Here is a 23,186-nt window from a genome sequence, read left to right on the forward strand (position 1 = left end):
ATGGCCTATTTTGATTTCATAACAGGTTATATTCCCCGCCTCGGCGCCATAGCAGGCTGCACGGAAGTAGAGATCATACAACTGGAAAAGGAGTATGATGTGCTACTGCCGGCGGCCTACAAGGAATACTTACGCCTGTTTGGAAAAAATACGGGCCAGCTGCTGCAAGGTTACCATACCACTGCTGATCAGATCAAACGAAATATCGGGTGTGTTGAATTTGACCTCGTCAACACCATCCATAGCAATAGCTTTAAAGTGGAGCCGGACATGTTCTTTTTTGCGCAGTGGCAGGGCACAGTTCTTTATTTCAGATGCGATGGAAAGGAGGACCCGCCGGTATACATAATCGAAACTTTTGATGACATCATCCTGTACAAAAATTCTTTTACAACTTTTATAAAAGAAGAGGGGCTTGGAATAAGCAGTTAATAACATGAAGACCAAACTTATACCCTATACCTTGTTTATCCTGCTGCTGCTGGCTGCCTGTTATAAGGAAGTAGACCGGCCGCTGGCCATAGATTTCGCCTACGTGCTGGCAGACAGCTCGCATACCGTACCAATATCCGTAAATATCACCAACCGCAGCACAGGCGCCACCGGTTTTAAATGGAGCTTTGAAGGCGGAGAGCCTGCCACCTCAGACTACGAGAACCCTGGGACTATCAGCTTTGCGCAGGCTGGTCCGCATAAGATCACGCTGGAGGCATGGAATGATGATACCCGGAACAGCAAGACCATCATTCTGCAACTGGACAGTGCCGTGCAGGTAGCCTTTGACGCGGAAATACAGGTGAATGATTTTTCGCCCGTACAGGTAAAGCTCACTAACCATACCGCAGGGGCCAGTAGTTATAACTGGACCTTCCAGGACGGCGACCCGGCCAGTGCCAACACAGCCGTACCACCAGTGGTTACCTTTACCACACCCGGGCCGCATATTATTACCCTGCAGGTGAGTAATGGAGGACAACAGTTCACCGCCAGCAAAACCATCACTGTAAAGCCTCCCTTACACACGGATTTTACGGTAAACCCCGGCCCTTTCGACGACGACTATGAAGCGCCATTGACGGCGGTACTGACCGGAAAAAGCGTAAGCTATCTTACACAGCAGTGGGTGTGCGCCGACGGTGTACTGGCCAGCGATACGGCGGCTGCCAATACCGTCTATTTTGCTAATCCGGGCACTTATACCATAACGCTTACCAATACCAATGGAAAGGAATCGCAAACGGTAAATAAGACCATCACGGTAAAAGCTAATTCGCGCCTGCGTACGATCACAGATGTAAAACTGGGTATTAGCACCGCCCATGCAGATATTGGCTGTTTTTATTCTACCCGGCTGCGGAAGGTGTACCGTAAAAACGATGACCTGGCAACAGATGGGAAAGAGATAGACCTGGTATTCTTTGGGCTGAGCCGCAGCTTTACCTATAACAAATTTGTATCGCCGGATTCTGCCACCAGTTATACCTTCCCCGCCATACCTGGTGCTACGGTGACACGGTTTATCAACAAACAGGAACAATGCAATTGTGGCGTATCATTTAGTGTAAGCGATTTTGACAATATGCAGAACGATGCTCCTTTGCAAGCCCTGCAACTGCCCGCCGGGGCCAACGGCGGCCTGCAATTTGACCAGACAGTATTACCCCGTATTATATTATTCCAGACGGCAGATGGCCGTAAAGGCGCCATTAAGATAAAGGACTATGTGCTGGAAGGCAGCACTGCCTATATCATGGCGGATATTAAAGTACAGAAATATGAATAGAGCCCGTATCCTATACCTGTGTACCGCTGCCTTACTGCTGCCTTTACTATCATCTGCGCAGCAGGTAGACCTGGAACATTTCCGGGATATGTTTGGCAAGGGCAAACCGCTTAAAGTGAACGGTGGGCTAAGTGCCAGCACTGTATTCAACAGCGGCAGCGGTGGTGGCAGGCAACCATTCAGCTGGTTCCTTAACGGCAGCCTGAATACCAATATACTGGGGCGGATCAACCTGCCCTTTTCGTTCAACCTGACCAATTCCGGCGCAGGTTACTCGTACCCTACAGCGCCTAACCGCCTGAGCCTGCATCCCAGTTATAAAGGGGTGACCGCCCATATAGGGGATGTAGCCATGTCGTTCTCTCCCTACACCTTAAACGGCCATCAGTTTACGGGCGTAGGGCTGGACATAGCTCCCCAACAGAACTGGAGTATCAGCCTGATGTACGGGCGACTTTTGCGCGCAGTAAATTACGACAGCACCAACCGAAGCATACTGCCTACGTACCGGCGTATGGGTTATGGCGCTAAACTAGCCTTACAGCAGCAAAACTATGCGCTGTCCCTTAACTTCCTGCGGGCTAAGGATGTCACAGATCCTATGCAATACCTGCCGGATACTTTGCACATCTATCCTAAAGAAGACCTTGCCGTGAGTGTTACCGGTATGCTGCGCCCCGCCAAAGGGCTGGAGTTTACCCTGGAATATGCCAACAGCGCCATAAAACTGGATAAACGGGACAACAGTGGGTCCACCAAAGCAGGTAGCGGCAACCTGCTGGAAAGCGTGTTTATGTACGATGCCCAGAACACACAATACTTTAAAGCCATTAAAGCGGGGATGAACTACGCATTCCATAAGAGCGTGATAGGTATAGGCTATGAGCGTATAGATCCCGGCTACCAGACGCTGGGCGCCTATTATATGAACAATGACCTGGAGAACATCACCGTGAACCTGTCGCAACCACTGCTGCATGATAAGGCCACCATATCCGGCAACGTGGGTTACCAGCGCGATGACCTGAACCATACCAAGGCTGGCACCACCTTCCGCATGGTTAGCGCGGTAAACGCGAATTATATGCCGAATGAAAAGTGGAATGCCAACTTCTCGTATTCTAACTTCCAGACCTACACGCATATAAAACCACAGTTTGATTATATTAACCAGACGAATCCCTATGAGAATATGGATACGCTGAACTTTAAACAGATATCGCAGAGTGCAGGGCTAACACTTACCTATATGTTAAAGGCCAATAAGACCAAAACCCACAACATCAACCTGAACCTGAGCGTGCAGGATGCGGCGGACATCCAGAACAATGTACTTTGGAAAGGCAACGGGTCGCGATTCTATAACACCAGCACCGCATATACCTTGTTACTGATACCGCGGCAGATGAGCTTTACAGGCGCTTTTAACCTGAGTTATAATACCATCGGACGCAATGAATTCCTGACACTGGGGCCTACTTTTGGCGTGAACACGCGGTTATTTGATAAAAAGGTGACAGCCGGATTTACCAGCTCGTACAATACCAGTACCAGCGATGGGCAGCAACAGGGGAAGGTGCTGAATTTGCGTATGAATGCGGCGTACATGTTCATGAAAAAACATAATCTGAATATGAATGCAGTGCATCAAACGCGATGGACACCCAGGGGCACGGCGAGTAATGTGACGGCGACGGTGGGGTATAATTATAGTTTTTGATGCGGAATAGCAGGAGGGTGGAGGTCCACTATCTAAACGACAGATAACAATGTTCAATTAAGGAAACCATTGTATAACTTAATTGATAAATCTTTTTTGGAAGGAAAAGTTGGGTTGATGCATCTCTATTTCGTTCTTGCTTGTTTCAAGTTGTGCTTCTGTTGCATAAACAACCATTTTTTGTTCATAATCGTTGATAGCAGCTTCTATGGTTTCAAACTTTCCGTTAGTGAGGTTGTCGGATAAAATTGATGCGTCTACCAGCCCGATATTCGCACCCTGACCAGCAAAGGGCGGCATTACATGTGCAGCATCTCCAATAAGCGTTACAGGCAAAGGACGATTATTTTTCCAGGGTTTATCCAGGGGTATTTTTCTCGTCGGCAATCCAACAAAAAAAGATGTTGAGCGGAATAATTGTTTGTAACATTCGTGCCAATGAGAGAACTTATTTGAAAGGAATGTAATAACGCTGTCTGTATTTTGAAAGTTTAATCCACATTCTTCAGGTGTTCTGAAAGTTACGTTGTAGGTCAATGCACCATTGTTATTGGGGCTTGCAACTAAGTTAATCCCTTTGCCTGTGGTCATTAGTATGTTATTGTTGCACAGTTGGTAGAACTCCGCACATTTTATTTCCGGTTGAATGACTTCGCCCTGTATAATAAAAGTTCCGGTGTATTCGACTTCTGCATCCGTAACATATTTTCTTGCCCTGGATATTCCCCCATTAGCTCCGATAACAAAATCTGCGGTTACATTCATTTTATTTTCAAAATGCAACATCCATTTCCCGTTGTGTTCTTCAAGTCCTGTAAATTTTCTGTCCCAAACAACTGTATCACTTGTTAAACTGTCAAGCAATATTTTTCTTAGATCGTTTCTGTTTATCTCAGGACAGTCATATTGAGGTTTTACAGAGAACAATACGTTGCCTTGTTCGTCAGCCAGGGTTCTTCCCATAGGTTTCGCCATAGCATAATAACTTTCCAGCAATCCCGCTTTTTTCATTGCTTGTTGCCCTGAACTTTCATGCAGGTCAAGCGTACCACCCCAGATTCTTGCTTGTGGGTCTTTGTCTCTTTCGTAAACAGTTACCTCTATGCCTTTTTGCTGTAGTAATTTTGCCATTGTCAAACCAACTGGTCCTGCACCGATGATGGCTATTTTTTTATTCTTCAGTATCATGATGCAAAATTGGAGAGTATCTTAGAGGTAAAATACCTACATTAGTCACAAAAATAGTCGTAAAAGACTTTTTATGGAAAAGGACAAACAGCAGACAGAGCCGAATATCCTAAAAAGGCTTGCTCATTTATTAGGGACGGATGTAAAAAACAGGAGATTAGACATCCCTGAAAAGTTTGGTAAAGGCTATTGTACCGGATTCGTTTTTAATGAGCATATCCGAATGCTAATCATGAATTACGAATTAAATAAGGATTTGGTCCTTAAAAACCCTGACGTCAATGCTTCTAAGAGAATGATACTTTTTAAGTTTCAAAACATTATCCCTAAAGCAGAAACATTATCAAAGGCAATACCTTCAGTTTTAATTACGACCAGTAGTATGAATTCTGATGTTGTTATTCCAATCCATACAAATACTGCGACTATTAATATAGAAGTGGATGCAAATTATTTGAAAGGACTATTTGACTTGTCTGAAAAATCACCGGTTTTGCAAAGCCTGTTGCTGAATGCGCAGCCCTTACTATTCGAACAAATGATTTATCCCTCTTTACAAAACATTGTGGATGAAATTATGTCCGACCCGGTTGATAAGACTTTTGAACTGTTTTTTCTGAGAGTAAAGGCAGAAGAACTGATTTGCAGACTATTAATGGAATTGGAAAAGCGGGATGAAAAACATCTTTATGCTTTAAACATTCATGATATACAAACCATTTACAGAATAAAAGAGCAAATGCTTGAACATCTGGAAACTCCACCAGTTATTAAAGAACTGGCAGTTTATGCCAGTATGAGTCCATCCAAACTGAAACGTTTATTCAAGCAAATTTTCGGCAACAGCATTTTTAGTTATTATCAGGAATTCAGGATGAAAGAAGCCTCCCGTTTGCTGAAAGAGGAAAAGCTATCTGTTTCAGATGTGGGTTATCAACTTGGCTTTGCCAACCTAAGCCATTTTTCAAGAGTCTTTAAAGAACATATCGGAATGAAGCCGAAACAATATAGTCTTAAAACAGGTCCGTTTATAAACAGTTAATATCCGGAAGAATAACATGAGAAAAAGCATTATATTCGGGCGGAAGCTGATAAGCATTTCAGTATATAGAAGATGTCAATCAATCAAAGATTAATACGAAATACTTTACTTTATGCAACGGGGCCAATTCTAAGTAAGGTTATTTCCATTTTAATAATCCCCTATTATTCCTTCATTCTGGCAAAAAATGACCTGGGATATTTTGACCTGATTTTAACCAGTAGTCAGTTAATAATGGCTATTATCACTTTAAAAATTTCGGAAGGCTTGTACAGGTGGTTGATGGAAAGCAAAGGTGACCGGAATAAACAAATATCTGCCGTGAGCAATAGCATCGTTGTAATGATAGCTGCTGTCCTGCTTATTGTGGTTATTAATTATGCTATTCCCGTCAGCAATTCGCTTATGTACAGGGGCCTGATTTGTGTGTTTATTATCACTTCTATGTTACTGGGCCATTTACAACAATTTTTGCGGGGGCTGGGTTTAATTAAAATGTATACTTATCTTTCTATTCTGAACGGCATACTCCTCTTATTTTTCAATGTTATATTATTGGCACTGTTGCATCTCAAGCTTCAGGGCATTCTGCTTTCATTAATCTTTTCCAATACAGTTTGCATATTTTATATTCTATTCCGGATCAATTTTTTCAGCTTTATAAAAATAGAGAGTTTTAACGGTCCTTCATTAAGAGCAATGATTCTCTATTCCGCTCCCCTGGTATATAATGCAATCAGCTGGTGGTTGATGGGAGGATTTGACAGGTATATTATCGCGGGATTCTTAGGGTTGGAAGCGAACGGCATTTATGCCATTGCTGTAAAATTCTCCAGTGTTATCATTTTAGTAAACTCATTTTTCATACCCGCCTGGCAGGATCTTGTTTTAAAAAAGAATGATTTGAACAGTTTGCAATCGCAGTTTAATAAGATGCTCAATTATTATATTGTTTTATTATTAAGCCTGACGATTGTCTTTTCATCCTTTTCAAAAATCCTTGTAACACATTTAATTGAGGCCAGATATCATGATGCATGGAAATATATCCCGATTTTATTAGTTGGTGGATCACTTCTTGCTTTAACCTCATTCATGGGTTCTTTATTCGTTCTGGGGAAAAATACTTATAACATATTTATTACTTCTCTGTTAGGCAGTATTATAAATATCCTGATAAGTTTTTTACTCATTACCCGCACAAACCTTTACGGGCCTTGCCTGGGTATAGTAAGCGGATTTCTTGCGATTTTTCTGATACGATATGCTTATTTTAAAAAACGGATTACGCTTCAAATAAATATTCGTCCCATACTTGGGTTGATGGTCGTCTTTTCTTTTATAACCGGTTGTTTGTATTTCGGGAATCCGCCTCTTTATTATTTATCTATCCTGGTATCTGTCGTAACTTTTTTACTATTTAACTGGAAACTGGGGATTGAAATGCTGTATACTATCAGAGGGATTTTTCTGAAGGGCCGAAATGGATAATAACAGACAATATCTTTTTAGAAATCCTTATCAGTTTAAATATCCCTCTCACCGGTAATAAGACACGTAGTTTTATACGGGCTCTGGACCACCAGCTGTCAAAAGTATTGGGCATACCTCTTATTCCCTGCTTATAGTCCTCTACTGTTTGAGCATATAATTGTATAATTTGTTCCAGCACATTTGAGAAGGAAGCCTGCTCTCTGATCCATTCCGCATTCAGGCGGTTATTATCCCCATTGAACTTATTGATTTCCTCAATGATTAGTTCTGCGTCGAAAGATCGTGTAAGTGTTTTCATACCAAAATTAAACTTCCGCAGGTAATTCAGATTTGCAGGAGCCACCATCTCGCCAAGTCCATGGAAATCACATAAAACAACCGCTGCTCCGGTAGATAATGCCTCCATTGCAGCTTTTGCCTTTGCGAAAACCAGATCATACTTTAATAGGATCTCTTCCGGGTGCTTTATATAGTTTCCTGTTCCGGACCCTATAACATCCAGGGTTAATCCAAACTGTTTACAGGCACTGGCAATCACCTGGTAATGATTATTCTCTTTCGCATAATTACTGAATACCAAAGCAGTGGAAGGCCGGGATGCAAATTCTTTCCTTAGATTAAACCGGTTTGTGTTTACCCAGTTATAAATTACACCTGTATATTTTTCAGGTATTTTTGCATCAATGAGCAATCTGTCCAGACAATTATAATCTACAGCAATATATTTTAAAATCCGGGGGCTTTTAGGAGGAATATCAAAAAAATAGCGCCTGTCATGCACGAAAAAAATTACCGGCGTTTTTTTAAACCGGTCCAGCGCACGAATCGCTACCAGATTGTGATGAGCATGAATAATATCAGGTATGTTTTTTAAGTGGCGGAGGTTCTCCGTTACATTAATACCATTCTTTATCAGTTCCCTCCCGGTATCGCCAATAACCCGCGTGTATACTTCAACATTATATCCTTTCTTCTTTAATCCAATCGCCAGTTCAAATACATACACTACAGTACCACTTTGCAGACCTAATTCAATGTTCGTTATAAGTATGTTCATCCGGGGGATAAATTTGTAGAAAGATGATAAATTAATGGTAATAGATGTTCCTGAAATGAAATTGCTTTTTTATAAACACCACTATTTACTTTTTCTATGGCATATTGTTCATAAAATGGTATTCCATCTCCCCAGGATGAAAAAATATCCGGCCTTATTACTTTTCTTAAACACTCTACCATAAATGGTGTGCTGCCATATTTTTGAATAGCAGACTGCAACTCATATGCAAGCTCCGCATATCCTTCTGCAGCTTTACGTTTACGATTGAAACTATCATCATCCAGCCGGACTACCAATGACGCATCCTCCTCACTCATTAATCCGTCTAACAGAAACTCCAGATTCAACATCCGTGTTCCATCTTTGGCTTCTTTAACGGCTATGATCAGATTAATTAAGTAACGGCAAAGGTCATGTGTAGGATTAAACCCTTCTAAAGCATCCCCGGCAACTACCTGAATGTTGTTCTCCTGAAAATCCGATAATATCTTCAGGCCTAAAGTAGTCAATGATGAATAGTCTTTTTCCAGGATAATACGGTATATCTCTTTATCCGTATAATACCCCATTATTGGAGAAATACTTGCCCCACATTCCTTAAGAATACCAATTGTATTATGTAATCTGGAACTGCCTGCTGACCCTGAACCATCTGTTAATACATATACCCGTGGTTTATATAATTCTACAAAACGAAATACCCTTAGCTCATGTCCCGGATGCGCTATTATAAGAGCGCTATTCTTTAGTTGCTGCATAATTGGAGTTACAGATGGCCAGAAAGGTAATACATTATCCAAACTTTACATAGTAAATTAAAAACTATTTGTTTTAGTATGCTGCACTGGGTGATTATGTTATATGGGAATTAAGCTGAGTTTGTTAATGCTTAATAAGTGTATGGTGAAGACTGGCGTTCCGGGTTTCATTGCAAAAGGTAATTAAACAACTGAACCGGGCCCATGGAAGAATAACAAATACGCGAAGCTTTGTCGTTGATCATAATCAGCACAAGTTAAATTATTACATTTTTGTTCTTAGTGATAATTAAGTCGTCAATGTTCCCTTTGAGGGTTGACGGGTCGCCTTCCAGATTTATTAAACTACCATCTTGCATCTTTAATCTTATACCAATATTGCTGCCTTCTTTATATATCTCGTAGTAAACGTCTTTGTTTTTAAAACCGATAGTTGTTTTACTATAATGTATCGAATCGATTATGTTGGTTTGATTCTGTTCATCGTAATGAGGGTGAGGATAGTAAAACTCTATGCTTCCATCCTGACGAACAAGCGTATAGTATAGCGCGGAATCCTGAGAGAACAGGCAAACGGTTTTGTTGTTTTTCATTAATTTAAAAGACAGCACCGTCTCCAGGGTTTCGTAGGGCATAAACAACTCATTCGTTTCCTTTTTCTTTCCGTTTGTCCATTCTTTTGTATTTACTGCCACAAAATAAGGAGAATTGCCCCTGGCATCTTCTTCAACTATTTTGATAGGAACCGGTTTATTGTTTTTAACAACATATTCCGAATACTGGTGCCAGCAGCATCCGTCTTTAGTCATTGTTGTCAATGTTTTAGCCTTGGCATCTACCTGGAACATTCCGCAGTATTGGTTAGACAGTTCAGAAAAGGCATCGTTATAAACGAATGCTTTATTTATGTACAGGTAAATATCGAAGGAGGGTCCACCGTAGCAGCTGTTCATACCATTCATGATAGCAAAGTCTTTTACTCCGTCGAAATTGTAATCTTCGTAGATTAAAACGCTTTGGCTTCCGTAAGGTAATTCCTTGACGTTGGGTATTAACTGGTCATTTTCCAGCAGGTCATCGCTTATCTGATCAGCAGTTGCATTTATCAGTCTTTTGTTGGTGCCTTTTTCATACACCTGAATGTTATAGGTGGATGAATCGGGCTTTGTGACTACCTGCGCGTAATAGTTTTGGGAGAAGTCTTTGATGCGTATTTTTGTTTGGGCGTTGGCATTACTACAAAAAAAGCACATGATAAATAGCAGGATGATGCCTTTTAATTCAATTGCAATCAATGCGTCTCTGATTTCTTCATTTTTTGTCATGCTGATAATTATTTGTCCATCTTATTGTTCCGAATACTTTCCCTGATCTTTTCTCTGTGCTGCTCACCCCATTGTCCCAACTCATATAAAACGTTTTTCAGTGTATCGCTATAAGGAGTTGTCTCATAAATTACAGTAACAGGCATCGTGGGATATACTTTCCTCTCAATAAAACCATTCATTTCCAAATCCCGGAGTTCTTTTGCGAGTACTTTAGGTGTTATACCTTCAACTAATTGCAGGATTTCGTTAAAACGCAGCGGACTTTCCCTGAGTGTAAATATCAACGGAAACTTCCATTTCCCATTTAAAACATACAGCGCATCGCTAATGTGCTTTACCTTTAAAATGCATTCCTGTTTTGCAGGAACCTGCTCATTTACAATAGATTTCATGAAGGCAAAGCTACTAACTTTCCTCTAAGATATCGCTTTCCCGGAGGTAACTAATATCTTATCTATACCTCCGTCCTATAGCTTTGCCGGTAAAAAAAGCATGGAAACTACAAAAATAATTTATTGGGTCTCAACAGTGATGGTTTGTCTGGTAATGGTCTTTTCATCTTATTCCGATCTGCGTAGTGTAGCAGTCAAAGAGGCGTTTGTTCATCTGGGTTTCCCAGGCTATTTCAGGATCGAACTGGGTGTGATGAAAATTATAGGTATCATTTTATTACTGGCACCGCTTCCCGGTTTTTGCAAAGAATGGGCCTATGCAGGCTTTGCCATCACTTTCATTTCTGCATTTATTGCGCATACAGTTTCCGGTGATCCTATGAGTGCCCGTATAGCGCCTGTTATCGTGCTTGTCTTTTTGTTGGTATCCTGTTTTGCTTTTCATCAACTAAAAAATTAAAGACAATTTCTTTATCAATCGTTAGCAATGCCATGCATTACTAACGATTGATATTATGTAGCAATTCCAGATGTCGAATGGTATAACCTAAACCGGAAAGTATTTATTGAGTATTTTTCCATTTTTGTAAGAGATTGAACTATCTAATTTCAGCACTTTTTGCTCCTTAAAAATTGAAAGTCCGTTACCGATTGCAACCGGACTTACGAAAATAAAATATTCATCAATAAGGTTCTGGCTGATCAGCGAACTTACAAAACTGGCGCCGCCATAAACCATAATATCCTTACCCGGAGCTTTTTTCAGTGCCTGTACTGCAGTAACCATATCTCCGTTTTCAACTTCCAGGTTTCTGCCATTGATAGCTGTTTGTGTGCGGCTGAAAACAATCTTACGCATATTGACCATTCGTTGCGCCAAAGGTTGTTCCGGGCTGTCGGGTTTATTGTCAACCACATCTTCCCAGTAATTGACGAATCCCGGGGTCATCTTGCGTCCCAACAAAATGGTATCGCAACTGTCGGCCAGCTCAATTACGTGGCGGAAACTGGATTCATCCCGTTCTCCGGGTATCCACATCCAGTCCAATTGCCCATCCGGCCCGGCTACAAACCCATCAATGGTCATTTGTACCTGTAATTTTAATTTTCTCATAAAAATCGTTTTAAGGTGATTTGTGTTTTTTTCTATCACAAATATCTGCAGATGGTACATGATATTGCGGGTGTAATCACGACAGAATAGGAGGTGATTTGCGTCAAAAAACCAAAACAAAGGAGTATTGAGCTATATCTTTGCCAGTAATTTTTTATTTATCTTAGATATATGAGTCAGCTTATTCTCTCTTCCTCTCAAGCCCGAAAGATTATTCTCCATGCCGCAGGACTATCTAAACGTGGGCAATTTGGAAAAGGCCTTGAGTCTGTTTACAAACTTATCGATCATCTGGGCTTTGTGCAGATAGATGCGAACTATGTTGTGGAGCGTGCGCATCACCTTATTATTGCCGCCCGTACACCTGATTATAAACAGGAATGGCTGGAAGAATTGCAGGCAGATGGCAGAATCTTTGAATTCTTTATTTCTGATGCCGGTTATATGCCAATGCACGACTTTCGCTTTTCTCTGCCGGTGAAGGAGGGCTTCAGGTTAAAGCGACCAGCTTTGACACAGCCCGAGATCAATTTAATGAATAATGTGCTGGACAGAATAGAGCGGGACGGACCACTGACCGTAAAAGATTTTGACAATGACCGACAGGAAGCAAGTTCGGGATGGTGGGACTGGCGCCCATCCAAGATTGCCCTCGAACGATTATACATGGACGGCAGCCTGATGACTACACGAAAGAAGGACTTCAATAAAATATACGACCTGCCTTTAAATCTATTGCCGGATGATGTGGATTTTACCATGCCGACGCCAGAGGAGTTTGCCAGACACATGATCAGACGTTGTCTCAAATCGATGGGAATTGCCTATGTGAAAGAAATAAACTGGCGTGCCCGCAGGGCAAAGGAAAACTTAGTGAAACAGGAGATAAAGAAGATGGTTGAAGAAGGGGAGGTTTGCGAGGTATCCATCGAAGGATTAAAAACAGCTCCCCTGTATATGCTGCCGGTTTATAAGAACAAAAAAATCGAACTGAATGATGACGTGTTTATTCTTTCGCCATTTGATCCCCTGAATGTTTTTCGGCATAGGCTAAAGGATTTTTTTGATTTCGATTACCAGATAGAATGTTTTGTGCCCGAGCCTAAACGCAAATACGGTTATTTTTCATTACCTGTATTGGCAGGCGATACCTTTGTTGCCCGTATGGATTCAAAGGCCGACCGAAAGAAACGCATCTTAATCATTCACAACCTCCATTTCGAACCGCTAAAGCTAAGCAAACAGGAAATAGTCAAAATTGGGCTTGCAATTAAAGCATTTGCTACGTTCAATCAATGTAAGGAAATAGTGATCAGCAAATCAAATAACAAACAGTATTGGAAAGATATAAAAGCATGTTTTTAGAAATATCATTCTGACTTAATTATAAAAAAGGCCGGATGCTTCCGACCTTTTTTTGTGCCGGAACAGGATTCCTTTTGTTCCGGATATCAATACGAAAGTTTCTGGCCTTTCCAACCAGTAGTGCGCAGAAATTGTTCCCAACTGAGGCTGTTCGGGTTTATTTGTCGGCTCCACAGCAGGTCGCGATCTTTTCTGAAATATTCATATTCAACTGCGTACTCTACCATCCCCAGAATCTCACGTACTAAAATCTCGTTTGAACTAAATTCCGGGAAATGATGAAGCAAACCTTCCCGCGTGAATGCAGAACTGTATACAGCTTTCTTACCTGTGACCCGGATGAAAGTATCGACCATCTCCTGGGGTGAGATAATATCGCCGATTACTGGTAGGGACTTACCAGCATACTTATCTGTATTCGAAAAAATTTCCAGAACAGCAGGACCTGTGGCAGTAAGGGGATCAACAAATGGAGCACAGAAGTCTTTTGGTAAATAAATCGGAAATACAAGTGTATCGCCTTTCATTTTAGGCGGATAAAATTCAAGCAGATTGGTGTAAAAGAAGGCCATGTAAATAAACGAGCTTGTGACTGGTAGCATACGAATATATTCTTCGATTCTGGCCTTGTCTGTAAAATGGGGTGCAAACATTTTTCCTTCTGTAATTTTATCTACATTTTCCAAACTGCTGAAGATAATATGTTGTACTCCTGCTTCAACCGCTGCATCTGCCAGCTGTTTCCCCAACTCCGTCTCATGAGTTGCCGGTGGGATAATGCCCGGTGTCATCATGAAAACACCATCCGAACCACGGAACGCTTCCACAAAGTCTTTTTTATATCCCAGATCAAGAGGTATACTCACAAGTTCGGCCCCTTGTTCGGCCAAACTAAGTGCCTCTGGTGAATTAACGCGCCGAGTGATACCGCGTACACGATAACGTCCGCTCTGTAATAATGTGCGTGCAGCACTGCGCCCCTGCTTACCCAAAACACCAACGATAGTAATGAGTGGTTTATCTTTTTGTATCATATTTTTTACCATATTGTACTATAAAAAGTATAGTTGCAAAACTATTTATAGTTCAATAGATTTGCAATAACTATCCATTAGGATAGCCTTATCAAATAAATTTTATGGGAATAGAATGTCAAAGTGATTTTATAAAGGTCAATAATAAATTATATCCTTGCACTGTGAGTGTAGCTATGGATTTGGTCGGTGGAAAGTGGAAAGCGGTTATTCTATACCATTTAAAGGATGCAGATAAACGGTATAGCGAGCTTAGGAAGGAAATGTCCGGTGTTACCGAAAGGACACTGAGTTTGCAATTAAAACAATTAGAGGAAGATGAGTTGATTTCAAGACAAGTCTATGGAGAAAAGCCGCCGATTAAAGTCGTTTACGGTTTAACTGATTTTGGCAAGTCTTTCATCCCTGTACTTGATGCAATTACCGGGTGGGGTAATCAGATAGCTACACAAAAAGGCGAATTTGTCAAAAAATCCTAAAAATTCATCCCCGGGAAGTTCGAAATCTGTCATTCATATTAGTTCTTCGAAGCCGTATCTGCCCGCACTCCAAAAAGCATCCAAAGCTATGATACGTGGTTTTAAAAACGAAATCATTGCAGGCCAGTCTTCCTGACGATGAATAGACACACCCTTCAGTTGTTTAGAAACAGTGCTGACCATTTTACCATATTCATCCGGACTGGATAGCTGCCAAATCCAATCGTTTTCCCCCAATGCTTCCACTATCATCTGTTTCATCTGAGTAAGACGATTATAAAGAGCCTGCTGACGGGACAGGTCAGACGAAGAAATGACGATAGCAATGGATACACGTTTATCATCAGCATCCATCTTGAAACTGAGACCAGGCACTCCTGTTTTGTAATTAACCCAGGTTACAGGCAGTTCTTCCGCAGATAAGATTGGTTGCATGTATTTGCCGAAGGCTGTCCAGAATGTCTGTTTTTGTTTCGATATTTCCTGCTGTGAATACATTTGCGATAAGTTCAAAATGCAAAGATAACCGTATGTTTTTCCAATATCAAAAACAACGGTAATCGTTGGAGAAGGAGCAGTCTCATTCTATAGAATTACCGCGTCTGTAAATACAATTCATAATTTCTTAACGTAGGTTATAGCCCGATAAGGAAGAAGGGTATGTAATTTTCTTTTTGATGGTAAGAGCTTCTTTGTTTATGCTGTTGAGTAATTTGTCAACTTCGCTGGTAACGGTATCTTAACGTTTTCCTCTATTTGAATTTCTAAATAAATCATTATTTTGACTTATTTTGAAGATAATACCTATAAGTATCCTTAAAATTGAAACCCTGTTATGATTTATGATCAAACAAGTTGAACCCATAGTTAATGAATCTTTACTTGTGATTTGTATGAATAGTATAACCCATCTTTTCAAGCTAATATTCGTAGGGTAATTATGCGTGTAACCAGCGTGGAGAAATTTCACATGGTTGGATTAGTCATGAATTATCTAATTGAATAACCCCAGATCTCATCTGAATATTTATCTATAATGAAAAATAAAGAAGAAAAAGTAAGTGTAATTTTAATTGGATGCGGTCCTCATGCCAGACGCGTATATCTTCCGGCGTTACGTAACATTCGAAATGTAAAGCTGGCTTTAGTTATTGATTTAGAAAGTGAAGAATCGATTGTACGTAGCGCTATTGGAAATACTTTAGAAACGGAAGTATGGCTGATTCAACCTTTTGTAAACACTTTGCCCCCAGCATTAAATGCCAGACTTTCAAAGTTCGTTTTAGAAAATCAGATTAAAGGAGTAATTATTGCAACTGAACCACTAGTGCATAAAGCATATGCCGAATGGGCTTTGGTAAATGAGCTTAATATACTGATAGATAAACCTCTGACAACGAGAGTAGATATTACAAGTAATTTAGATAATGCCAAAGGAATCCTTAATGACTACTTTGAATTGCGCGCCGCCTATCAAGACCTTCAAAGAAAGACGGAAACTGTTTTTATGATTAATTCCCATCGCCGTTTTCATAAAGGATTTCAATTTGTTAAGGATCAAATTAATGAAGTCGCAATGAGGACAAATTGTCCAATAAACTTTATTCAGGCATATCACTCTGACGGTCAATGGCGTTTACCAAATGAAATTATCTCGCAAAAATACCATCCTTATTGCTTCGGATATGGGAAGGCTTCTCATAGCGGGTATCATATCTTTGATACCATTTACCAGTTTTACAAAGCCTCAGTATTGCCGGATAAACTTGCAGATGAAATGGAGGTGATTAGTTCTTTCATAAAACCCAATGGCTTTTTTACCCAATTAAATGAAAATGATTATCTATCTATTTTTGGGGATGAATATAAACAAGTTAATTCCTGGTCGGAAAAACAACTGCAGGAGATATGTGAAAATTTTGGAGAGATTGACATCTCTTCAATAATTGCACTTAGAAAACATGGAGAGGTAATAGCTAATTTTAACGTGAACCTGGTTCATAACGGATTTGCCGGAAGAACCTGGATCTTGCCTGGTGACGATTTGTACAAAGGAAATGGAAGAATTAAGCATGAAAGTTATCATATCCAGCAAGGGCCATTTCAAAGTATACAGATACATGCTTATCAGGCATATGATAAACATGATAAAAATAAAGATCCGGAAGAGTTTCTGGGAGGGAAAAACCATTTTGAAATATATGTGTTTCGTAATCCATTCGTTGCTGATGGTGAAACTCAACCCAAAGTCTATAAATATTCAGATATTGTTGATAATCGTTCTGAAGAAAATGGCCCTACAATAACAATGGAACAGGTTAAATTTAGCGTAGTAGAACAATTTATTGATTATCTGATTGGGAAAAAACAGAAAACAGAAATTTGTTCTCAAATAGAAGATCATATCATCCCTGTGAAGATAATGAGCGGAATCTATTGTTCTAATATAACTAAACAAAGGGCTTGTTACGATTTTTAAATCAGGATGCTAAACATTTAGATAAGCAGAATTCAACTCTTGACACTCACAGATAAAAAAGCTCTGTAAATCATTTATTTACAGAGCTTTGAAGTACCCGGTAGTGGTGAGTTTACGAACCAATTAATTATTTACATCCATGAACCGGTATATTCATTACCGGGATATCCTGCTGATTTATGGCGTAAACTTTCTGCCAGAAATGGGAGGAAATGTAATTTCTGCGGCGTAGCTTGGGCAAAACATCCTCTTGCTTCAGCACCATATTGTAATGTGTCTACCCATACTTCTCCTTCAAACTCACCATTCATGATCAGGAATAGTCCGTCCTGCCCGTAAGAGTCTCCGAAATACCAGCATCCATCATTCGCTGTTACACCATCAGGGAATCCAAACATGGCTTGCATGTCTGCGGACTTTGGAAGGATCTTCAGCTTTTTCCAATCTTTATCATTCGGTTCTACCCATGCATTGATTTCCCAGTCATGATTAATGGGATGCATTTTATCAGCTGTGATAGGGAAAGGTTTTCTGATAGCAGCCAGTTCTTTTTTGGCTGGTATTGTAACACCATTGTAACGATAATAATATTTGCCTCCTTCACCAATTTCCATCAGGTACACTTTAAGCTGATCCGGCAGATGGATAGTATGTTCCTTTTCATAAGCCGCTATGTCTTCTACTGACCATTTTTTAAGTTCGAGAAACCACTTATCGAATTTGCTACTGGGAGTCTGCCATTTAGAATCCTTATACTGAGTACGCAGCTTGATTTGCAACATCTCTTGTTTGATCAGGTTAAGCACAGCAGCATGTTCTTTTACCAACGGATGATCCGGGTTCACAAACTGATCTGCAAGTTTTTCCTGTTCTTTCTTCACAAACAGCAGAAAAGCCTGATAATCGTCTTCTTCTTTTTTCTTTGCAGCAACCTCTCTTTCTTCTTCCTTCCGTATCCATTGTAGGTATTTTTCATCCGTTTTAAAATCCCTGAAATCTGCATGATCAGCATTACGTCTCAATCCTTCCAGAACGATCGCATAGGCTTCTTCTTCCCTGCCCATTTTAATTAAGAGACGTACTTTTGTATCTTTAAGATAACTAAACTGGTACCAGTTAGACTGCACAAATCCTTTTTCCAGTATTGCCAGTGCTTCTTCCTGTTTTACCGGGTCTTCCTCTTCTAAAAAAGCATTCCATCCGATTTTGTTGGCACATTGCAGATACAAATTCCTTTCCCATTCAATCATAGTCGCTTTAAAAGGGAAGTTATCCATGCATTTTTTTGCATGTGCCAGCAGCAATGGTTTATACTTTGCAAGTACAGTAGGATCTTTGCTAAGATAATTCACCTGACTCCACAGCTGGAATTTCCAGCTTTCCAACGCCATATGCACAGACTCTTCAAACAGCATCTGTACATGCCCGGGAACCGAATAATTTGTATATCCATTCTTATTTTTTGTTGCAATCCGTTCCGGCTCATCTTCCGGATCTTTCAGATTGATCAGCAGCATTTGCTGTTTATTATTCCCTTCCATTATGGTTGGAAACTGCATTGGCAGCATACTGATCATTTCATCCATATTGGCAATGGCCTGATCTACTTTTTCTTCCAGCATTTTTCCTGTTTTTGCTGCTTCCTCTTCAAAGGCAAGGATCAGGGAATAACTTGCAACATAAAGACGTTTGAAGGCTTTTATTTTTTCGTCTGTTATTGTTTTCTTTTGAGCCATAATATATAGTTTTTGCAAATCACTGAACTCCGGTTTAGTGTCAGACAAAATTAATACTATAAGTGGCCAATCATAAAATCTATGAACTACAAATGATCTACATGAACTAGAAGTGCTAACTACCAATGATCTACAATTTGAACTTTCATCAGGTGGTCATGCACCGTAAGTACTTCCAAATAACTGCAATTTATTTGCTGCTGAAACGTTAATTTTATGGGAATTGTTTTCCTGGTATCTGTTTTGAAAATATTTGTAATCTCTGTTAATATGAAAAGAATCACCCTCATTCTTCTTTGTTCCATGTTTATGGGAACCGGTTATTCCCAGGTTATTAAATTTGACAATGGCGTTGCAGTCAATAGCCTTATAGGCGACGATTTTGATCTTTTCTTCAATAAAGTTACTTCATACAGCGGTTTGGTCGGACTGGAATATTTCGAGAGAAAGTGGTTTTATCTGTCCAGCGAGGTTGGTTATTTAAAATTGGGAGGAAAGGAGAATGGAACGATCGATGGTGTGCCAACACGTGATGAGCAAACCTGGAATTATGGTCAGATAAATACATCATTCCGGGCGAGAGTTGTAAGCCGGAAAACAGAGTTTTATGCGGGTACGGGACCTTATGCAAATGTGCTGCTGGGGTCCGGTGCATTCGATAAAGCGTTGTATGACGGTTATTCAGCTGAACGTATTAATTGGGGATTCAAAGCGGAACTTGGTATTACTCAGAATATCAACAGGATCAGAGTCGGTGTGAACTGTACTTACCTCTTACCTGTGTCAGCGACTGTTAAAAGTCAGTATACTAATATGTATTCAAGATCTCTGGCATTTTATTTAAGCTTGGGTTATAGATTTAAATAGCCTGTTTTAAGATAGCCGGACAGCTGTGATGACTGTCCGGCTACTTTAATTAAAATTCATAATAAGAGTAGACAAATTGTAAACCAGTCAGGTCACCTGCAGGTATGGCGGGTGCACCTACTGCCTGTCCGAGTACATTGTATCTTGGTAGAACAGAGTAGGTGGTCAGTGCCAGTATATTGCCGGTTGGGCCCGTAGACTGACTAGACAGGACACCTCTTAGTTTAGTTGTCCAGTTTGAGTAACCATATCTCGCCATGAGGTCATAGTTGACAATTCCTGCTGAATTAGCTGGCAGACTGACTTCAGCGTAAACAGTATATACATCACATATGTATACACCAGTAGCCAGCGTAGGGGCTTCTGCATTGGTAATTGTTACTCTCTGATTACTTGCTATCAGTCTTAAATTTCCCGTAACAGTAAGTGGACCAACTAACCCCATGGTTGTTACGCCCGTCAGCGCATTAATCTGGTTCAGCAGATGTAATTTTTTTGTGTCAATGTTTGTCATAAATGGTTTCGACATGTCAGTAATCACAGTATTTTCAGTAGCTGGTGTAGTACTGAGCTTACTTAATTCTGCCCGAAGCGATGCTACACTTGGAGCGGCAGTTTCTTTGCTGTCTTTGGAGCATGAGATGCTCATTACAAGAACTGCAGCTGTCAGCGCAGCGACAAATAGTCTTTTCATGGGTTGAAAATTTAGGAGTTTGAGGGTTTGGGTTATCTAAAGGGTTCCGTTTATCTACTAGGCATTACTTGTGGTGATGAAGGGGTCGTCTAAGCATCATCCTGATGAAAGTAAAACAAATTAGTCGGATGACAAAAAACTTTCGTACTGCACAGAACATAAAAATCGCATCCGATTTTTTAATACTCAATTTTTCCGGATACGATTAATGAGTAATGAACCTTAAAGCCCTTTCTTACGGGAAGGTTTGAGAGAGGTTAATTCTCTTAAAGCATCCCCCGCTATCCATTTAGCAGTTGTGTTATCCTGCAATAAAATACGCTCTGCACATTGTATGGCTAAGGGCAGCAATGTTTTGTTGCGCTTGCCAATTTGCCGTAATGCCCAGCTAATGGCCTTCTTTACAAAGTTGCGCTTGTCCCATGCCTCGCGTTCTATGACAGGGAAGAACTGAATAAAAATCATGTCACCGGCTTTCTTATCATGTACTGCTAATTCGGCCATCAGTACGAAACCGGCGCGTTTAATAAATTCTTCTCCATGTTTGCTAAACTCCAGTGCCTTTTCTATAGCGTAGGGGGTACGGTCAAATAGGTTGCCGCATGTCTGGTCGCATATATCCCAGCTTGTAAAATCTTTTGTCCAGCTATCAATTAATTGAGGAGTAACCAGCTTTGGGTCGGCAACTAATGATGCCAGGATACGTGCCTCGTGTATGCGGGTGTCCCATAATTGCAGGGCCAATTCATGGTCCTTTTGTATTAGTTTGGCCAGTTTCCTGACCTCGGGTATTTTAACGCCCAACGCTTTTTCATTATCAATACCGAAACGCAGCATACCTGCATGATACCTGGTATCTGCTTTTTCTTTAAGCAGGTCTATTATTTCGGTAACGTCCATAAGTTTAGCTTCAGTTGTATAAAGGCATCTTTTAAGCCTTCTTATAATGCATGCATACTACTCCATTGGCGAAGGTCTTTGAGCTTACCAGTGCAAGCTGTATTGTTTCGGGTACATTTTTGAAAAGAGGCATACCCTTGCCCAGCACAACAGGGTTTACAAACAGCCAGAATTCATCTATTAAATCGTATTGTAACAATGAGTGTGTTGCTGAAGGGCTGCCAAATATGAGTATCTCCTTACCGGTCTGTTGCTTTAGCGCTTTTATGCGTTGTTCTACATCTTCACTAATGAAAACAGTATTGGGTAACTGCTCCCCCTGCATGCTCTTAGATAGCACAATTTTCTCTGCTTTCTTATACCAGGCGGCATGCTCAATGTCGTGCTTGCTGGCATTAGGTTGATCTGCAGCGGTAGGCCAATAACCTTCCATCATTTGCCAGGTAACACGGCCATACAATGCGGTATCACTATCGTTGACACGGTCACCGACATGGTCAAATATCTCATCATCAACTTTTATCCAATCCATTTCGCCATTGAGACCGGCCACATATCCATCCAAAGAAACATGAAAAAACGAAACAAGTTTACGCATATGCTCCTGGTTATAGGTTAATTATAATTATTTGTAAGCAAACTTACGACTCGCATCTGACTTGAACAATGGCCAATTGGGACAATCATAAGGGCTGTTTAAGTCATAATTAGCAAATCCTATAACACTCCATACAGCGCTATTAAAGGTCATTACCTTACTATTAGCAGTTGTGCTCTGCCCTGATCATTGCTTATTTCCGTCAAGACTTCATTAATGATGTCGTTAGTTTACTTTTTATCTTGTATAAGCCATATGGAGAAGTGAAGATAATTTAAATAACAAACCCGCTACTAGAGCGGGTTTGTTATTTAAATTAGTGCTGTTAAATGTATTTTTTAGCTTTTAAAGGACTTTTTTTATTGTTTAATAAATCCTCTGCAATAGATATCATACTTCCATTATGAGAACCACCCGAAAAGCTCTAAATATTTTCTTCAGAAAACTCATAAAATATTAGGCCGTAATTAAATTAGAAAACCTGGATCTTAATTCCTTTAAAAATTGCTCCCCAACCACTTGATACTTTGCTCTGATTTGAAGTTGTTTTTTTAGATTCAACATATCCATAGGATTTACAACATATCTTAATCTATCGTGAATTTCAAGCGATAATTGCTGCCCGTCAATATCAAACGTGATTAGATGAACTTTTGGCAGATATTCTTCTGCTTGTTTTGCATAAAGTCCAAGTTGAGCTTTTAATAATCCGCCATCTTTCAATTGGGCTTTTTCTATGCGAAAATTATCAAAGATTAAATGCTCTTCTAATTCACCTATAGTATCAGTTGTGAAAAAATGCAGATCTTTACCACTTAAAACCCAAAAAGCGTCGGTTTCTATACGGTGAAGCTTTACCCCGAAACCTGACAATGCTACATTTTTCAGGCCATCACCTATTAATTTTTGAACTTTATTTGCTGTGCTTTGAGGTATAGATGCAGAACTGAAAGCATCAATTACTTTACCGTTCATCCAATCTTTAAGAAAAGAAAAATCCTGATTTAATAACTCATTTTTGTAGGAAGAATAATTCCCGCGTTCCTGCTCGATATTTATTTCAGTTTTTGCAGATTTGTGACGGTTGTTCATTATTACCATAAACACTATGCCTGCAATAACTAATACTACCGGAATAAAGAATAAAGGGTTCAT

23 protein-coding genes are annotated in these 23,186 nt (G+C 40.2%); 10 read left to right on the forward strand and 13 right to left on the reverse strand.

All coding sequences use genetic code 11. From position 1 onward, the window contains the following. The 3 genes from BMW86_RS19875 to BMW86_RS19885 are packed head-to-tail and all read left to right on the forward strand — an operon-like array spanning nt 1 to nt 3,503. On the forward strand, nt 1–432 hold the full coding sequence (locus BMW86_RS19875; protein WP_089783453.1) for an SMI1/KNR4 family protein: 432 nt from the start codon (nt 1–3) through the stop codon (nt 430–432). A 4-nt stretch (nt 433–436) separates the two neighbouring features. Next, on the forward strand, nt 437–1,783 hold the full coding sequence (locus tag BMW86_RS19880; protein WP_089783454.1) for a PKD domain-containing protein: 1,347 nt from the start codon (nt 437–439) through the stop codon (nt 1,781–1,783). After that, nucleotides 1,776–3,503 carry a hypothetical protein gene (locus BMW86_RS19885; protein WP_089783455.1) on the forward strand — a complete coding sequence of 576 codons (1,728 nt, stop codon included), beginning with the start codon at nt 1,776–1,778 and terminating at the stop codon, nt 3,501–3,503. Before BMW86_RS19880 ends, BMW86_RS19885 begins: the two co-directional genes overlap by 8 nt. Before the next feature lie 78 nt (nt 3,504–3,581). Here the strand turns inward: BMW86_RS19885 and BMW86_RS19890 are convergent, their stop codons facing one another. Then, the gene (locus BMW86_RS19890) at nt 3,582–4,691 is read right to left on the reverse strand and encodes an FAD-dependent oxidoreductase (RefSeq protein ID WP_089783456.1); all 1,110 of its coding nucleotides are present in this window, start codon (nt 4,689–4,691) and stop codon (nt 3,582–3,584) included. A gap of 73 nt (nt 4,692–4,764) precedes the next feature. Here BMW86_RS19890 and BMW86_RS19895 point away from each other — a divergent pair, with 73 nt between their 5' ends. Beyond that, nucleotides 4,765–5,733: a helix-turn-helix transcriptional regulator gene (locus BMW86_RS19895; protein WP_089783457.1), complete on the forward strand. Its 969-nt coding sequence runs from the start codon at nt 4,765–4,767 to the stop codon at nt 5,731–5,733. Between the two features lie 72 nt (nt 5,734–5,805). Continuing rightward, complete coding sequence (locus tag BMW86_RS19900) at nt 5,806–7,224, forward strand: lipopolysaccharide biosynthesis protein (protein ID WP_089783458.1); 1,419 nt, start codon at nt 5,806–5,808, stop codon at nt 7,222–7,224. Here BMW86_RS19900 and BMW86_RS19905 read toward each other — a convergent pair. The 4 genes from BMW86_RS19905 to BMW86_RS19920 form a co-directional block, all read right to left on the reverse strand. Beyond that, on the reverse strand, nt 7,190–8,284 hold the full coding sequence (locus BMW86_RS19905; protein WP_089783459.1) for a glycosyltransferase: 1,095 nt from the start codon (nt 8,282–8,284) through the stop codon (nt 7,190–7,192). The two genes, BMW86_RS19900 and BMW86_RS19905, sit on opposite strands and share 35 nt — an antisense overlap. Then, the gene (locus BMW86_RS19910; protein ID WP_143056627.1) at nt 8,281–9,045 is read right to left on the reverse strand and encodes a hypothetical protein; all 765 of its coding nucleotides are present in this window, start codon (nt 9,043–9,045) and stop codon (nt 8,281–8,283) included. Before BMW86_RS19910 ends, BMW86_RS19905 begins: the two co-directional genes overlap by 4 nt. Before the next feature lie 257 nt (nt 9,046–9,302). After that, nucleotides 9,303–10,370 (reverse strand): XAC2610-related protein, encoded by a 1,068-nt coding sequence (locus BMW86_RS19915; protein ID WP_089783461.1) that lies wholly within the window; start codon nt 10,368–10,370, stop codon nt 9,303–9,305. A gap of 8 nt (nt 10,371–10,378) precedes the next feature. After that, a complete protein-coding gene (locus BMW86_RS19920) occupies nt 10,379–10,765 on the reverse strand; it encodes a winged helix-turn-helix transcriptional regulator (RefSeq protein ID WP_089783462.1) in 387 nt (128 codons plus the stop codon). A gap of 100 nt (nt 10,766–10,865) precedes the next feature. Here BMW86_RS19920 and BMW86_RS19925 point away from each other — a divergent pair, with 100 nt between their 5' ends. Further along, nucleotides 10,866–11,225 (forward strand): DoxX family protein, encoded by a 360-nt coding sequence (locus tag BMW86_RS19925; protein ID WP_089783463.1) that lies wholly within the window; start codon nt 10,866–10,868, stop codon nt 11,223–11,225. An 87-nt stretch (nt 11,226–11,312) separates the two neighbouring features. Here BMW86_RS19925 and BMW86_RS19930 read toward each other — a convergent pair whose 3' ends face one another. Beyond that, entirely contained in the window at nt 11,313–11,879 is a 567-nt protein-coding gene (locus BMW86_RS19930) for a dihydrofolate reductase family protein (RefSeq protein ID WP_089783742.1), read from the reverse strand. Between the two features lie 171 nt (nt 11,880–12,050). Here BMW86_RS19930 and BMW86_RS19935 point away from each other — a divergent pair, with 171 nt between their 5' ends. Further along, entirely contained in the window at nt 12,051–13,244 is a 1,194-nt protein-coding gene (locus tag BMW86_RS19935) for a winged helix-turn-helix domain-containing protein (protein WP_089783464.1), read from the forward strand. An 86-nt stretch (nt 13,245–13,330) separates the two neighbouring features. Here BMW86_RS19935 and BMW86_RS19940 read toward each other — a convergent pair whose 3' ends face one another. Next, nucleotides 13,331–14,278 carry an NmrA/HSCARG family protein gene (locus tag BMW86_RS19940; protein WP_089783743.1) on the reverse strand — a complete coding sequence of 316 codons (948 nt, stop codon included), beginning with the start codon at nt 14,276–14,278 and terminating at the stop codon, nt 13,331–13,333. Nucleotides 14,279–14,382: 104 nt separating this feature from the next. On the opposite strand from BMW86_RS19940, the gene BMW86_RS19945 reads away from it, so the two are divergent. Then, complete coding sequence (locus BMW86_RS19945; protein ID WP_089783465.1) at nt 14,383–14,757, forward strand: winged helix-turn-helix transcriptional regulator; 375 nt, start codon at nt 14,383–14,385, stop codon at nt 14,755–14,757. A gap of 33 nt (nt 14,758–14,790) precedes the next feature. Here BMW86_RS19945 and BMW86_RS19950 read toward each other — a convergent pair whose 3' ends face one another. Further along, the gene (locus BMW86_RS19950; protein WP_255372959.1) at nt 14,791–15,270 is read right to left on the reverse strand and encodes a DUF4268 domain-containing protein; all 480 of its coding nucleotides are present in this window, start codon (nt 15,268–15,270) and stop codon (nt 14,791–14,793) included. A 523-nt stretch (nt 15,271–15,793) separates the two neighbouring features. On the opposite strand from BMW86_RS19950, the gene BMW86_RS19955 reads away from it, so the two are divergent. Beyond that, entirely contained in the window at nt 15,794–17,236 is a 1,443-nt protein-coding gene (locus tag BMW86_RS19955) for a Gfo/Idh/MocA family oxidoreductase (protein ID WP_089783467.1), read from the forward strand. A 131-nt stretch (nt 17,237–17,367) separates the two neighbouring features. Here BMW86_RS19955 and BMW86_RS19960 read toward each other — a convergent pair whose 3' ends face one another. Next, on the reverse strand, nt 17,368–18,972 hold the full coding sequence (locus BMW86_RS19960; RefSeq protein ID WP_089783468.1) for a hypothetical protein: 1,605 nt from the start codon (nt 18,970–18,972) through the stop codon (nt 17,368–17,370). A 270-nt stretch (nt 18,973–19,242) separates the two neighbouring features. Between BMW86_RS19960 and BMW86_RS19970 the strand changes: the two genes are divergently transcribed. After that, on the forward strand, nt 19,243–19,839 hold the full coding sequence (locus BMW86_RS19970) for a hypothetical protein (RefSeq protein WP_143056628.1): 597 nt from the start codon (nt 19,243–19,245) through the stop codon (nt 19,837–19,839). 49 nt (nt 19,840–19,888) lie between these two features. Here the strand turns inward: BMW86_RS19970 and BMW86_RS19975 are convergent, their stop codons facing one another. The 4 genes from BMW86_RS19975 to BMW86_RS19990 form a co-directional block, all read right to left on the reverse strand. Continuing rightward, complete coding sequence (locus BMW86_RS19975) at nt 19,889–20,533, reverse strand: hypothetical protein (protein ID WP_089783471.1); 645 nt, start codon at nt 20,531–20,533, stop codon at nt 19,889–19,891. Nucleotides 20,534–20,755: 222 nt separating this feature from the next. Further along, a complete protein-coding gene (locus BMW86_RS19980; protein ID WP_089783472.1) occupies nt 20,756–21,433 on the reverse strand; it encodes a DNA alkylation repair protein in 678 nt (225 codons plus the stop codon). Nucleotides 21,434–21,464: 31 nt separating this feature from the next. Further along, the gene (locus BMW86_RS19985; RefSeq protein ID WP_089783473.1) at nt 21,465–22,031 is read right to left on the reverse strand and encodes a dihydrofolate reductase family protein; all 567 of its coding nucleotides are present in this window, start codon (nt 22,029–22,031) and stop codon (nt 21,465–21,467) included. 456 nt (nt 22,032–22,487) lie between these two features. Then, nucleotides 22,488–23,186, reverse strand: coding sequence for a hypothetical protein (locus tag BMW86_RS19990; protein ID WP_089783474.1), 699 nt, complete (start codon nt 23,184–23,186; stop codon nt 22,488–22,490).

This window comes from Chitinophaga sp. YR573, from assembly GCF_900110995.1.
Lineage (GTDB): Bacteria > Bacteroidota > Bacteroidia > Chitinophagales > Chitinophagaceae > Chitinophaga.